The organism is Streptococcus sp. 2_1_36FAA, assembly GCF_000161955.2.
Lineage (GTDB): Bacteria > Bacillota > Bacilli > Lactobacillales > Streptococcaceae > Streptococcus > Streptococcus gordonii.
Genome location: NZ_KI391973.1, coordinates 100,655 through 115,784, shown reverse-complemented (window position 1 = coordinate 115,784; position 15,130 = coordinate 100,655). Strand labels below are relative to the sequence as shown.

Below are 15,130 nucleotides of genomic sequence, written 5' to 3'. Positions count from 1 at the left end.
AAAATTTCAACTCCTTTTTATTTTTATTCTCCAGCCAAACGGAAGATCGTTTCCTCATAGATATCCATCGCTCGGTAAAGATCATCTAGTTTAGCTCGTTCATTAGCCTGATGTTCCGTCTGCTCAGCACCAGGGAAAAGAGCACCAAAGGCAACACAGTTTGGCATGGTACGAGCAAAGGTTGCTCCTCCTGATGACATAGCTGCACTATCGTCACCAGTTTTTTCTTGATAAATACTCATCAAAGTACTGACCAACTCACTATCTTTTGGTACATATAAAGGTGCTAGATAATCAAACTCCTCATAAGCCAAGCAATAATCAGATGCCTTGTTGGTCAATGTTTGAACTAATTTTTCTTTGTCTGCTAAAACAGGTATTCGAATATCAATTCGGATTTCAGATTCTTCGGCACCGACTGTCAATCCGGCAATATTAAAGGATAAACTTCCGGATGGTTCATCCGAAACTGGTCCAAATAAGTGGGCTCCTGTTGCATCTTCTCCTACCGCTTCAGCAATAAAAGCTAAAGTAGGATGGGGAGCAAGAACTTGGAGTACTTTAGCCAGTCGAACAATTGCATTGACTCCCTCAGCAGCATCTTTAGCATGTTTTGGAACACCAAGGACCGTCACCTGATTAGCCGATACTTCGTAATCAAAGCCTGTCGCTCTTAGACCCGCAATTACTTTCTCTAAGAAAGGGCCTTGGTAACTAGCTTTAGCTGGTACAACATTAAAAGCATCACCAGCTTCAAGTTTGATAAAATCGGACCCGGGTCCATGCAACTTGACCTGTAAAAGCCCCTTTTCAGCATAGGTCAATGGGAAGGATGAATCAGGAGCGAAACCAAGAGTCGCCCTTTCTTCCAATTCATTGTATCTACCCATGCAACGCCAGAGTGTCTCCTCATCTGTCCCGAAAATAAAACGCACTCGTTTTTTAAAGCGAACACCACTATTTAGCAATGCTTTAACAGCATACAAAGCTGCCATTGACGGTCCTTTATCATCCTGAACACCGCGTCCAAAGAGATAGCCATCTTTTTCAGTTGCCACAAACGGCGGTGTTTGCCAATCTGCTTCTTCACCTGATGGAACAACATCCAAATGACAGAGAACGGCCAGGAGTTCTTCTCCCTGACCGATTTCTGCATATCCATAATAACCTTTAGGATCGAGATAGGTTGTAAAGCCTATTCCTCGACAAATTTCTAAAGTTTTTTCTAGGACATCTTGAATAGCTTGTCCAAAAGGTGTTCCATTTTCATTTTCATTAAGAACAGATGGGTAGGAAATAAGAGTTTTCAAAGATTCGAGAAATTCTTTTTTTACTTGTTCTGTTAGATAATTTTTCATGGAAGCACCTCACATCTCTTAACCAATAGCTGGAATGAAGGTACCCAAGAGAAGCAACAAAATGCTGACAACGATAATGGCTACAATCAATTTACCAATGAATTTCCACCAAGTACCAAGGCTGATACGTCCAAGGGCAAGAGCTCCCATAACGATACCTGAAGTTGGTGCTACCAAGTTAAGAACACCTGAAGCAGATTGGTAAGCAGTGATAATCAAGCTTCCTTTAACATTGACAAACTCTCCTAAAGGCGCCATGATACCCATTGTTGCACTGGCAAGACCAGATGAAGATGGGATTAAGAATGACATTGGCAAGTAGAAAATGTAAGTCAAGATAATGAATAGTTGAGATGACAGACCCTTAAGTCCTTGTTCACCCCAGTGAAGGATAGTCGCAGTAATCATACCATCGTTCATGATAACTTGGATACCACGCGCGATCGCAACGATAAGGGCAACACTGAGCAAGTCTGCAGCACCATTCATGAAAGCTGAGATAATCTTGTCTTCTTTAAGACCATAAACGATACCAATCAAGATACCCATAAAGGCAAAGAGCATTGCGCCTTCTGGGAAGTACCAAGTACCTAAAGCCCCAGTTGAAGAACCAATAATTTTACCAATTACAGGAAGACCTGTTAACCAAGAATTAAAGTTTTCAAAAAGATTGATATGAAGGTCTGTCCAAGGGATAAAGCTGGCAACCATGATAACAAATGTTGCAATGAAGAGATATAAAACATGTTTTTGTTTCTTACTCAAGACAGAAGGTGCATCATCGTTATCCGTTACATTGAAGTGTTTCAAATCTTCTTCTCTTTGGCTATATACCAAAGATTTGGTAGGATCTTTTTGAATCTTATCCGCATAACGATAAACAAAGTAAGTGCTCATTGCAACCATTACAAACCAGAAGATAAGACGTAGCACAATACCATCTGCTGTCGGCACGCCTGCTGTATCCGAAGCGATAACTGTTGCAAATGGATTTAGAGTGGATGCCAAACATCCAATTTGAGATCCAAGTAAGATAATGGCTACGGCTGTAATACTATCAAAACCAACCGCCATCATAACAGGAACAAGAAGTGGGTAGAAAGCCATGGTTTCTTCACCCATACCATAAGTTGTACCGCCAAGGGCAAACAGAGGCATGAGGATGACAATCAACATTTTTTCACGGCCTTTGTACTTCTTCACGATAGAAGCAATCCCTACATCTAAGGTTCCAGTTTCATTAACAACACCAAGGAAACCACCTACCATCAGGATAAAGAAGGAAACGTCAATCGCTGCCTTTGTAGGTTCGTGTCCAAGCATCGCACGAATCGGTGCCATGAGAACATCCCAAATCCCTTGAGGGTTAGAAGCAACCTCTTTATATGTTCCAGCAATCAGGTTTCCTTCTTTGTTGACATCATACTGACCAGCCGGAATAATCCAAGTTAGTGCTGCCATAACAGCAATGATAATAATCAACACGGTATAGGAAGAAGGCATCCTAAACCCTTTTTTTGTTTCTTCACTCATTGTTTTCTCCTCCTAAAATCTAACAAAGTGCAAAAAACCAGGCTCTCTTCTTGAATAAATATCCAAGAAAATGTTTATTTATCACCAATATTTTATCATATTGACATGGAAAATACCAGTGTTTTTTAGAGCAAATCTTTTAAACTAGTCTATAGTTCAAAATCTATTTCAGTCTTTTTGAATAATTGTTCCGCTTTCAGACTCAATCAAAGCACCCAGATTTTCTAGTGAAGTAATAACCGCTTTACCCTCTGGACGACCGTTAACGAAGGCAATAGCTGCTTCAACTTTTGGAAGCATACTTCCTGGAGCAAATTGATCTTGTTTGATATATTCTTCCAACTGAGCAACATTCACATGTTCTAATTTTTCTTGATCAGGTTTATTGTAGTTTACAAAGACATAGTCTACTCCTGTCAACACGATGAAGAGGTCAGCTTCAACTAACTCAGCCAAACGTTGAGATGCAAAGTCTTTATCGATAACAGCTTCAACTCCTGAAAGATGACCGTTATCTTCCTTAATGACAGGAATACCGCCACCACCAGCAGCTACAACTACTTGGCCGTCATTTAAAAGAGTACGAATTGTGTCGATTTCCTTAATGTCAACCGGTTTTGGTGAAGCAACGACTTTACGCCAGCCACGTCCAGCGTCTTCTTTGAAAGTTGCTCCGCTCTTTTCAGCTTCTGCTTTTGCTTCTTCTTCTGAATAGAAAGGTCCGATTGGTTTGCTGAGGTTAACAAAAGCTGGGTCGTTCTTATCTACAACCACTTGTGTTACAACTGAAGCAACGTTTTTGTCAATTCCTTCATCCAAGAGAGCGTTTTGCAAAGCATTTTGCAACCAGTAGCCAATGCTTCCTTCTGTCATGGCTACGAGAGAGTCGAGTGGAAAAGCAGGATTCTTTTCAGAATCAGCTGCTAAATGTTGTAACAAGAGATTTCCTACTTGAGGACCATTCCCGTGAGTAATGATAAGGTCATCTCCATTTTTAATCAGTTTCACCAAATGCTTGGCAGTTTCAACTAGGGCTTCCTGCTGGGCTTTTGCTGACGGATCAGATGAAAGGATGGCATTTCCTCCCAAGGCTACAACGATTTTACGATTTGCCATATAATTCTCCTTCAACGCAAAGTAAATGCGTTTTAATTTTGATTACAATAATGTCCTCCAGTTTATTTTTCAATTTAGAAAGACAAACTGTTTGACTATTAAAAATGAGGGCGGACTAAAGCTATTAGTCGCAGCCCTCATAGCTGTTGGTATTACAGTTTAATTGTTTTTAAGGTTATACTTTTGGAATGTAAAGATTACCTAAAGTTGCAGCCATAACTGCTTTAATTGTATGCATACGGTTTTCTGCTTGGTCGAAATGACGAGCATATTTACTGCGGAATACTTCGTCAGTTACTTCCATTTCTTCTACGCCAAATTTTTCAGCAACATCCTTACCATAAACAGTATTTGTGTCATGGAAAGCAGGCAAGCAGTGCAAGAAAATCAAGTCTTCGTTATCAGCTTTCTTAACCAAATCCATGTTTACTTGGTATGGTTTCAAAAGAGCGACACGTTCTGCAAATTTGTCTTCTTCACCCATTGATACCCAAACGTCAGTGTAAAGTACATCAGCACCTTTCACAGCTTCGTCAGCATCTTCAGTGATTAAGATGTGAGCGCCACTTTCTTTCGCAAATCCTTCTGCCAATTCAACAATTTCTTTTTCTGGGAAGAGTTCTTTTGGAGAGAAGATGTGAACATTAACACCAAGAATTGCACCAGTCACTAGTAAGCTATTAGCAACGTTGTTACGTCCATCACCACAGTATACCAATGTCAAGCCTTCTAGGCGACCAAAGTTTTCTTGAACTGTCAAGTAGTCAGCTAACATTTGAGTTGGGTGCCATTCGTCAGTCAAACCATTCCAAACTGGAACACCTGAGAATTCTGCCAATTCTTCTACCATACGTTGGCTGAAACCACGGAATTCAATACCATCAAACATACGGCCCAAAACTTTAGCTGTATCTTCAGTTGATTCTTTTTTACCAAGCTGAATATCATTAGCACCAAGATATTCTGGATGTGCGCCAAGGTCGATAGCTGCTGTAGTAAAGGCTGCACGCGTACGAGTAGATGTTTTTTCAAACAAGAGAGCAATATTTTTACCAGCAAGGTAACGATGCTCAATGTTACGTTTTTTCAAATCTTTCAAATGAGCTGAAAGACCAATAAGGTATTCTAACTCTGCACGGGTAAAGTCTTTTTCTGCAAGGAAGCTACGTCCTTGGAATACTGAATTTGTCATTCTTTTATTTCCTCTTTCTATCTATTAGAATTTCTTAAGATATTGAACGTTTAGATTTCTTCACGTTCGAATGGCATTGACATACAACGAGGTCCACCACGACCGCGAACCAATTCACTTCCGCGGATCTTAATCAAACGTAAGCCGTATTCTTCTAATTTCTTATTAGTAACTGTATTGCGGTCATATACAACAACAACACCTGGAGCGATTGTAAGTGTGTTTGAACCATCGTTCCATTGTTCACGTGCTGCAGCAACAGCGTTGCCATCTCCACATGGAATCAATGTTACTTTTTCAACACCAAGGTTTTCAGCAAGAAGTTCTGCCAAATCTCCTTTTTCTTCAACAATCTTCAATTGTTCGTTTTCATAAGTTACTGTGAAGACGCGAAGATTGCCTTGGATTTCTGGGTGAATAGTAAATTTATCGTAGTCTACCATTGTGAAGACTGTATCCAAGTGCATGAATTTACGGTTATTAGCAAATTCGAAAGCCAATACTTTCTTGAAGCCAACGTTTTTCTTGAAGATGTTTACCAACAATTTTTCAATTGATGCAGCATCAGTACGTTGTGAGATACCAACTGCCAATACATCTTTAGAAAGAACCAACTCATCTCCACCTTCGATACGAGTATCTTCTTCGCGATTATAAACAAGTTCAACATTTCCACCGTAAACTGGGTGGTATTTGAAGATATATTTACCATACAAAGTTTCGCGGTTACGTGTATCTGCATACATGTGGTTAAGTGATACTGCATTACCGATTGTAGCAAATGGGTCACGTGTGAAGTAAAGGTTTGGCATTGGATCAATAGCGAATGGATAATCTGATTCTACCAAGTCAGTCAAGCCTTTTGCTGCTTCTGGAATTTCTGGTAATTCAGCTTTTTGTACACCAGCCATTGTTTTTTCAACCAATTCTTGGTTATCTTTAATACCTTGAAGCAACTCACGAATAGCCACTTTAGTTTGGCGTCCGCGGATATTTGCTTCATCAAGATATTCTTCGATAAATTGGTCACGAATTTCTGGTGAAGTCAAAGACTCAGCAGCCAGTTTTTCTAGATATAGCACTTCAATACCTTCATTGCGAAGCGCTTGAGCAAAGTTGTCGTGTTCTTTTTGTGCATCTTCCAAAAACGGAATATCATCAAAGAGCAGACGTTCAAGATAGTCTGGCATCAAGTTTTCCAACTCTTTACCAGGTCTATGTAACATAACTTTTTTCAGTTTTCCAATTTCTGAGAAAACATGAATTGGATGTGTAGACATCTACTTTCCTCCTTATTCTTTGCGGTTTAGGTTTTCCTAAGCCCGTTTACATATATTATTCTATCATTTTTTGAAAACACTTACACAAAAAAACTGACACTCTCTATGCCAAATTTTTATCACTTTTAGATTTTTTTTAGATATTTTTATGTTTTGAAGCGTTTTCTTTGCATATTTTGTATATTTTATGATTTTTGCGAATATTTATTTTTTTGATAAAATCTTTGTTTTTGCTAAAAAAGAAAGTCGGTCCAGTAGACTAACTTTCTTTGAAATATTTCATAAAATATTCTCTATCAGTAAAAACCAACTGTTTGTGCTCATAGCTGATACGTCCTTCTTCTCTCAACCTTTTGAGAACCTGGTTAACTGTTTCACGGGTTGTAGCTCCTAGTTTAGCCAACTCCTTCATACTAATTGGAAATGGCAAAACATCCCCTGTTTTGCATAAATCCATACATAAGATCGAAAGGGACTGAACAACTCTGTCTGTTGCACTGACCGCAACAACATTTCGCAAGCGTAATTCTTGAAACTCCAAGATTCTGGATAGTTTCTGCGTAATAAACAACAGCTGATTCACATTTTTCTTAGAAAAATCTTCAAATAATTTCATAGGAATACTAAAATATTCCACCTGTGTCACAGCACTTGCAGTATAATGATAGCGCTCATCAAAGAAGATGCCACCATAAGGGAAAACATTCCCCTTTTTTATATAATCAGTATAAGAAAAAGTATCGGTAGCATCATACTGTTCTATTCGAGCATATCCTTGATAGAGAAGGAAAAGGCGATCACGCCGATCTCCAGAAAAAAAGATAATTTGACCTTTCGAAACCTTATGAAATTGAATTTCAATGGCTAATTTATCAAAAGACTCTACTGGAAAATTCTCAAATGCAGGATGCTGGCGGATAAACTGATAATGTTCCTTATTAATCATAATAACCCTTTTTTATTTGATAATGACAGTATATCATAAATACGCTTACAAATAAAGATATATCTATGTATTCTGCTTACAAACAGAAGATAGCAATTACAAACAATAAAAATCCTATTCCAACAAAAAGATAAGCCAGTTTTCTATTCAGGGGTCGTCTGTTTTCTTGTACTTTTTTAGGCAAATAATTTCCTATAATCAGTAAAACGAAAGCAACTATAATAAGTACTATTTTACGAATATTAAAGTTTTCATCTATGCTCCGATAAATTGTAGCCATATACAACAAAACAAAGATGAAGGGAATGAACCAGCGGATGATCTGTTTAAAGTTGCTATTGACTATATCTTTAACCATTGTCGACCAATAAATAATTGCTTCAAGAACCATCATTATAATAGGAAAAATAAAAACTACCAAAAATTTGGGTAAGAAAGCATCAGCCCTCCCAGACAAATCAAAATGAATAGCCATATTTTCTGGCAATCTTTGATAGAAATAGATAGCATATAAAACAGGTAGTAACATAAGAGCAGATGCCAGGATCAATTCTTGTCTGTTATTTTTTTTCATTTCCATTTCCTCCTCCTCCGAGAGATTGGAACCAAACTAAAATTTCCTCAAAAACTGTGATATCTAAACTATAATAAATAAAGTTTTTCTTTTTTTCTTCTAATAATATGCCAGCCTTTTTCAGTTGCGATAAATGGTAGGACACTGTGGCAGGAGTTAACTCAAAAGCTTGAGCTATCTCTCCCGCCGACTTAGGGCCCTGTTTAAGCATTTCTAAAATATTTCTCCGGACTGGATCCGCTAAGGCTTTAAGTGTTTGATTGATTCCCATGATAAGAACCTTCTTTCAGATAACCCTTCATTATTTTCTTGGTCAGATAAGCTAGACCAACTACTTCAACAAAGAATATCGCTTCAACAACTAGAGGTGAAAGCAACTGAATCTGTCCCAATGCAGGAGCTAGATCAATCAAAGCATGGAGTCCTAGAGCAGCTAGAAAATAAATCAGGGACTTTTCTTTGACTGACTTCCAAACCCAAAAGCTTAGTAAGACTTGACAGATTACTGCCACGATACGTTCAAAAACCAAAAGATAGATGCTTCCAGCACTCAGAGACTTAATATAGTCAATCGTTGCTTGAGGAATTTTAGTCACTAACTGCGCATTCCCCTGAGTCACTGCTTGAGCTATAATCCAAAAGTTTAAGAGGCTGACAATGCCAATAAACAGAGCCTCAATACCGCCATGCCCCAAGCCATAAGCCAGGCCATCGCTAACTGTCATCGGGCGCTTCTTTTGTAACAAATAAAAGACGATCCATCGGGCTGTTTCTTCAAAAATAGCTGCCACAGCAACACCATAAAGGACATATAGCCAAGGATTTTCCGTTTGCAAAGCTATACTCCCATCAGCCTGAGGCTGTAAAACAATCCAGTGCAAGATTTTTTCAAGAACTTGGCTCGATAAATAAAAACCAACTCCTCCTAAAAAAAAGACTACTAGAGAAATGTGCTTGCTCTTTTTGAAATAAATAACAGGAACTAAGACTGCCACTAGAATAAGCAACATGGAAATCATAATATGTGTAGTAATCATAGTCATTCTCCCAAACTATTTTGATTATTTTCTAAATAGAATTATACACCTCTATCTTTTAAGCGTCAAGGATATTTCGATGTTTTTCTAAATAGATTCTTTTATGAGTTTTACTTATACTATTTAAAGTATCATTCATTATAAGAAAAAATATGCTCAGATCTGTATCTAAGCATACTTTTAAAATTTTATAATTCATTGTCAATCAATTCTTATTAACCCGATGCCATTCATTGATAACATAGGCTAGTTGTCCCACCTGCTCAATTCCAAGTCCGCTGATTTCATCACTAGATTCAGTACTGCCCCCTAAGTAAGCCGTATAGAGAGCTACAATATAGGGTTTCTCCTCCATAACTAGAGCATCAACATTTAGCGCTTCACGAACATATCCTGGCTTTTGATAAATAGTAATATCGCGTAGATAGCGCTTATAATATTCACCAGGGAAGGATTCGCCAATATAGTAAAGAATATCCTTATATTTCTCTTGATTTTTAGAAAGATATTCTAGTACTTGGATATAATAATCCGTTGTAGTCTTATTATTTTCACGACTAATAGTTTTCAGATCACCCTTGGACTGACCATAACGACTGAACATCTCATAAGCCTTGTCCATCCCGCCCAGACGCTCTGCCAAAGCATAAGCCGGTGTATTTTCAGAATAAACCAAGGAATACTCTTGCATATCAGGAATCGACATAGCTCCATTAAAGGCTGCAACATAATTATCATGCTCTCCTTGATACTCAAAGTGAGTTTGGGTAATATCAAAGCGCTCTTCCATAGACAATTTTCCTTCAGCCACTTCATCTACTACCAACATATTGAGTGGTAGTTTATAAGTTGAGCCAGCTGTCATAGGCTGAGTATCATTCACGGCAAATGTTTGGCCTGTCGTCAAGTCCTTATAAGAAAAGGCAATCTGCGATTGTTCAATTCCCGTTTCTGCTAAATAAGCCTGAACTACCTGAGTCAAATCTAAATTGGCATAGTCATAACGTAAACCTAAAGCATCCATAGTTGGCCCATCCGCCTCCATGACCTTTTGCTTTTCTTCAGGACTTTTTTGAACAAGCTTGGTTTCTTCTGGCTTTTCTATAGCCGCTTCTTTCTCTTTTTGACTCTGATGACTAGCAGAGCTTGTAGCTTCAGCATTCATCCGACTTTGTTTTTCATAGGCCATCTTCCACTCAATAGCAAAGAAGATAAACAAACCGATCAGGCAGAGGCTGGAAATGACAGCAACGGCAATTGTTATATATTTTTTAGACAAATTTTTTCTCCTAATTTTTAGTATTATAAAAAAATATGAGAAAAATAACAAGTCTAAAAGGCAAAAAAGTGACTAAAAAAGCGAATCTAAGTGATTCGCTCCTAGTTTCTATTATTTAGCTGCTGCATAAAGTTCGTTAACTTTATTCCAGTTGATCACTGAGAAGAAAGCTTTGATGTAATCAGGACGAACATTACGGTATTTAACATAGTAAGCATGTTCCCAAACATCCAAGCCCAAGATTGGAGTCTTACCTTCTGAGATTGGAGTATCTTGGTTTGCAGTTGAAACCACTTCTAATTTTCCTTCTTTATTAACAACCAACCAAGCCCAGCCTGATCCAAAACGAGTTGTTGCTGCAGCTGTGAAAGCTGCTTGGAACTCTTCAAATGAACCAAAAGTAGCATCAATGTCAGCTGCCAATTCTGCAGAAGGAGCAGTCTCTTCTGCTGTCATCAATTCCCAGAAAAGAGCGTGGTTAAGGTGTCCACCACCATTGTTGATAACTGCTTGACGGATATCAACTGGAATAGACTCGACATCAGCCAATAATTTTTCTAAATCTTCGCCAATTTCAGGGTGTTTTGCAAGTGCCGCATTGACATTTGTTACATAAGTATTATGGTGCTTGTCATGGTGCAAGTGCATAGTTTCTTCATCGATATATGGCTCCAATGCATCATAAGCGTAAGGAAGATCAGGTAAAATAATTGCCATTTGCAAAACCTCTTTTTCTTTATTTATTATGAAAATGATAACGCAATCATGTTTTTTTTTCAACTATTTTGCTTACAGATTTCCAGTTGCAATCCTAAGCAATGCAAGATCAAATAGATAATCCTTTTCGTAAAGTCCAGATTTAATCTGATAATCTGTTTCAATCAAGCAAGTCATCGTTTTTTTCAAAAAGGATAGATCCAAGGAGCGGGCATCCTTTAAGGCAAACTTGACTTGATAAGGATTGACCTTGCGTCCCAGATAATCAGATAAGTCCGATACAATCTGGCTTTCTGCCCTGCCATTTCCCGACAAAATCTTGACCTGAGTAAAAATACGAAACTGCCCCAACATGATAGCAATCAGTTTGATTTCATCCTCTCCTTGTAGCCTTAGATCACTAACAAGACTTCGAGCTTCATCAACCCTTTGCTTTAGGATTAACTGAGTCAAGTCAAAGATATTATCCTGCAGGGTCTTTGGAATAGCTTCTGTAATATCTTCAAGCTCAATCTGACCATCTGGCTTATATCCCTTTAAAAAAGATAAATTCTTACTAATTTCGCTAAATTGAAACCCCGATTTAATCAAGAGTTGATCAAACACAGTCGGAGCGAACTGAAGATTCTCTGTTTGAGCCACTTTACTAAAATAGGACCTTAAATCCTGTTCTTTCGGCTCTGATGCTTCAAAAATCTCCGCATCTCGTTTTAAAAGCTTAACAATTCTACGTTTGCTATCTAATTTACCTTCTGCAAAAAGAATCAACCTGGTTGTCTCAACCGGATGCTCCAAATACGCCTCAAAAGACTTCAATTCATCATCTGATAAATTTCGCTTTTTAGCAGTTGTGATATCTATAAAATGATCTAGAATAATAATTTTTTCATCTGAGAAAAAAGGAAGACTCACCAAGTCTAATTCCACTTGCTGATAATCCGCTTCCTTCATATCAAATAGCGCATAATTCAAGTCAGCTGCATTAAATTCAATTTGCTTCAACAACTGTTCTTTCAGCAATTCGAACTGTCCCAAATCATCTCCTGTTAACACAGTAAGGGGAGGTAAATTGGATAATTTTATATTTTTGATGGCCTCAATTGCTAACAAGAAATCTTTCTCCTAGTTTGTCTTATTTTGGTTCTCTATATTATACCACACAGCTTAAGATAATGCCTGTCCAATCTCATTCCTAAGTGGCTAGCGAACCGTTTCTATCTGCCAAGAATTCCATCCTTTAAATCGAATAGCACCCTGCTCATCTGTTCGTAAAATCTTAGTTTGAATTTTTTCAAATCTTTCTAAAGTTTCCTGATGCGGATGCTGGTAGCGATTGTTTTTACCAGCTGAAATCAAGGCCAACTTAGGCTTAATATGCTCTAAAAATTCTGGACTAGAAGATCCTTTAGAACCATGATGCCCAGCTTTGAGCACATCTACTCTTAAATCTGGATAGGCTGTCACCATCTGCCCTTCACCTGGAGCTTCTAAATCTCCTGTGAAAAGAAACTTGGTCCGGTAAAATTCACCATACAAGACAATTGAATCATCATTACCTCCATCTCCTTGAGTAAGCGGGTAGAGCACTTCAAGAGCCGAATCAAAAATAGGAAGCCGATCTCCCACCTCAACCACATGAACTTTAGCTTTCATCTTCTTTAACTTATCTACAAAATCAGCTTGAGTCATACTTCCTTTGGAAACATAAATTTCTCGGATAGAAAAGTGCTTAGCTAACTCCAACATATCTCCCATATGGTCTGTATCCGTGTGAGTCAAGACCAATTTATCCAATCGATCCACTCCTCGACTTTTTAGATATGGGATCAAGGTCGTTTCCGCATTACTTTTTTTCACGCGCTCTTGCCAAGCTTCTTTTTTTCCAATCTCCACCCGTCCTCCTGTATCAATCACGATAGTCCTACCTCTGACATCCCTCAGAAATATACTGTCTCCCTGCCCAATATCTACCACTGTGATTTCATTTTGTAAAGGATATTTACTTAGGAAAAATAGTAAGATTGCTAAGAGACTCAGACAAACCCTAATCTTTTTTTGTTTTCTAAAGTCATAGAGCAAGGCTAAGACCAGCAGGAGAATAATAAGCAAAGGCAGATTTGGCTGTCCTAAAATTATCGGCCTTGTTGACAAACTAGCTACCCAACGAACCACCATTTCCAGCCATTGGAAGAAGACATTAACTTGAGTGAAGGCAAACAAAGGCGAAATGAGAAAAATTAGACTCAAGAGAGGTAACATAAATGTATCAAAGACGATTGAAAAAAGGAAGGTCAAGAGGATAGACCAAGATTGGAATTCTGCAAAATAGTAGATAAGAATCGGTAAAATGCCTAACGAGATACTTAAACTCTCTAGCACGGCCTTACGAAAGCCACTAAAATCCTCAAAATCCAACATAGTGATGATAAAGGCATAAGCGCAAGATAGGACTCCGCCTGTTGTCAGGAGAAAACTCGGCATAAGAAACATCAAGGTCATTATGGTCATCGCAAAATTATCCAAGTGCCTCACTCCAAATTGAGACAATAATTTTTGCACTAAACTTCTCACTACTGACACAGAAAATCCTGTCAAACCTCCATAAATAAAGGACAACGGGAATTGCAACCAATCTACCGTTTCCATCCTTAAGCCTATGCGCAAAAGAATTTTCCGAAAGGCATCCATAAAAAAGCCAACCTGCATTCCTGATAAAGCAAAAAGATGGATAATTCCTAAACTTGAGTACAAGTCATTCATCTCTGCAAATTCAATATCCAAATCACCAAACAAGAGTCCTGTCATGTAGTGACTCATTGGACTTGGAAATGTAGTCTTAATGAAAACCAAGGCCTTCCTACGCCAAACAGACAGCCAATCAAATGGATTGATAGATTGACCAGAGTGACTGGACATAATCCTACTGATTTTAACTGTCCGATATATTCCCTGACTTTTTAAATAAGCCTGATAGTCAAAACCAGAAAAATTTCGCCGACCTTCTGCTAGATTAAACTCTGCTTCTATTTCTAAAGTGACCAAGTCTGCTAGTTTTTGGAATGATTTTTTCTCTCTTGGACTTGCTAATTTGTAGTAGAGCTGATAAAGTCTTCCGTCCATTCTACCACGGAAAGACAGGGAATCTCCATTCACTTTAATTGTATCTGGTAAAACAAGAACTTGCCTTGCTGGAGCTGGTTGAGTCTGAAAAGCTTGTTCCGTCAACTCACGTCTAGCATAAAAAAAAATAGAGAAAGCAATTAGAATAGCTAAAGTTGGCAACCATTTCTTTCTTGGATAATGCCAGATTAGGCGAGCTATAAGCAGGGAAAAACCTAGATAAGCGAGCCTTTCACCACTATAAATAGCAAAGTATAGCCAAACCAAAAGAAAGCACAAGTAGATTGGTGAAAGGGGAAGTTTTTTAATCCACTGTGACATATTCTTTTAATTTTTCTAGAGTTTTGGCCCCAATACCTGATACATTTTTCAGATCATCTACAGACTTAAATCTGCCATTGGCTTCTCGGTAAGCAATAATATCCTGAGCACGTTTTTGGCCGATACCAGAAATAGTTTGAAAGTCTGCTTCTGTTGCTGTATTAAGATTGACAAGTGCTGATTTTGTCTGACCGGTGCCCGATGTTGCACTTGTAGGGGCACTTGCTGTAACGTCTACAGTATTTTCACCTACTTTGGCCACATATACTACTGCCTCGTCACTTAGTTTCTGAGCCTGATTGATGGATTTTAAGTCAGCCTCTTCCGTCATGCCACCTGCCTTCTCTAAAGCATCATGAACGCGACTATTAGATTGCAACTGATAGACACCCGGCTTTTTTACCGCCCCCTTGACATCAACTGTAACCAACTGATCTTCTGTATCGGTTTGACTGATCTCATTGCTTTTGTTACTTTTTTCATCCTTATATGAGCTAGAGGAAGAAGTTTGCTCTGTCAATTGCTGGACATCTGTCCCCCCTTGGTCTCTTCCCTGTAGTAAAATAAAGCCTGCTACAATCGCTCCTAATAAGCCTATACCTAGAGCAATTTTATATTGCTTTGCCTTTTCTATCAAATCTTCTATCATCATTTCTC

General features: G+C 38.4%; 14 protein-coding genes. All 14 read right to left on the bottom strand.

Translation table 11 applies throughout. The features are described from left to right. Positions 1 to 23 precede the first annotated feature (23 nt). Entirely contained in the window at positions 24 to 1,358 is a 1,335-nt protein-coding gene (locus HMPREF0847_RS00570; RefSeq protein WP_008809515.1) for a dipeptidase, read from the bottom strand. Between the two features lie 18 nt (positions 1,359 to 1,376). Then, positions 1,377 to 2,891, bottom strand: a complete 1,515-nt coding sequence (locus HMPREF0847_RS00565) for a YfcC family protein (protein WP_008809516.1) — start codon at positions 2,889 to 2,891, stop codon at positions 1,377 to 1,379. A gap of 168 nt (positions 2,892 to 3,059) precedes the next feature. Beyond that, the gene (arcC, locus tag HMPREF0847_RS00560; protein WP_008809517.1) at positions 3,060 to 4,007 is read right to left on the bottom strand and encodes a carbamate kinase; all 948 of its coding nucleotides are present in this window, start codon (positions 4,005 to 4,007) and stop codon (positions 3,060 to 3,062) included. Positions 4,008 to 4,182: 175 nt separating this feature from the next. After that, entirely contained in the window at positions 4,183 to 5,199 is a 1,017-nt protein-coding gene (argF, locus tag HMPREF0847_RS00555; RefSeq protein WP_008809518.1) for an ornithine carbamoyltransferase, read from the bottom strand. A gap of 50 nt (positions 5,200 to 5,249) precedes the next feature. Continuing rightward, complete coding sequence (gene arcA, locus HMPREF0847_RS00550; protein ID WP_008809519.1) at positions 5,250 to 6,479, bottom strand: arginine deiminase; 1,230 nt, start codon at positions 6,477 to 6,479, stop codon at positions 5,250 to 5,252. 259 nt (positions 6,480 to 6,738) lie between these two features. Further along, positions 6,739 to 7,425: a Crp/Fnr family transcriptional regulator gene (locus tag HMPREF0847_RS00545; RefSeq protein ID WP_008809520.1), complete on the bottom strand. Its 687-nt coding sequence runs from the start codon at positions 7,423 to 7,425 to the stop codon at positions 6,739 to 6,741. 76 nt (positions 7,426 to 7,501) lie between these two features. Further along, on the bottom strand, positions 7,502 to 7,999 hold the full coding sequence (locus HMPREF0847_RS00540) for a DUF1648 domain-containing protein (protein ID WP_008809521.1): 498 nt from the start codon (positions 7,997 to 7,999) through the stop codon (positions 7,502 to 7,504). Further along, positions 7,986 to 8,270 carry an autorepressor SdpR family transcription factor gene (locus HMPREF0847_RS00535; RefSeq protein WP_008809522.1) on the bottom strand — a complete coding sequence of 95 codons (285 nt, stop codon included), beginning with the start codon at positions 8,268 to 8,270 and terminating at the stop codon, positions 7,986 to 7,988. The genes HMPREF0847_RS00540 and HMPREF0847_RS00535 overlap by 14 nt, the downstream gene beginning before the upstream one ends. Then, complete coding sequence (locus HMPREF0847_RS00530) at positions 8,248 to 9,036, bottom strand: YhfC family intramembrane metalloprotease (RefSeq protein WP_008809523.1); 789 nt, start codon at positions 9,034 to 9,036, stop codon at positions 8,248 to 8,250. Before HMPREF0847_RS00530 ends, HMPREF0847_RS00535 begins: the two co-directional genes overlap by 23 nt. A 205-nt stretch (positions 9,037 to 9,241) precedes the next feature. Beyond that, a complete protein-coding gene (locus HMPREF0847_RS00525) occupies positions 9,242 to 10,315 on the bottom strand; it encodes a serine hydrolase (protein WP_008809524.1) in 1,074 nt (357 codons plus the stop codon). 111 nt (positions 10,316 to 10,426) lie between these two features. Next, a complete protein-coding gene (locus HMPREF0847_RS00520; protein ID WP_008809525.1) occupies positions 10,427 to 11,032 on the bottom strand; it encodes a superoxide dismutase in 606 nt (201 codons plus the stop codon). Between the two features lie 72 nt (positions 11,033 to 11,104). Then, a complete protein-coding gene (holA, locus tag HMPREF0847_RS00515) occupies positions 11,105 to 12,142 on the bottom strand; it encodes a DNA polymerase III subunit delta (RefSeq protein ID WP_008809526.1) in 1,038 nt (345 codons plus the stop codon). A 90-nt stretch (positions 12,143 to 12,232) separates the two neighbouring features. Next, positions 12,233 to 14,473: a DNA internalization-related competence protein ComEC/Rec2 gene (locus HMPREF0847_RS00510; protein ID WP_008809527.1), complete on the bottom strand. Its 2,241-nt coding sequence runs from the start codon at positions 14,471 to 14,473 to the stop codon at positions 12,233 to 12,235. Next, complete coding sequence (locus tag HMPREF0847_RS00505) at positions 14,457 to 15,122, bottom strand: helix-hairpin-helix domain-containing protein (protein WP_020992581.1); 666 nt, start codon at positions 15,120 to 15,122, stop codon at positions 14,457 to 14,459. Before HMPREF0847_RS00505 ends, HMPREF0847_RS00510 begins: the two co-directional genes overlap by 17 nt. Positions 15,123 to 15,130 lie beyond the last annotated feature (8 nt).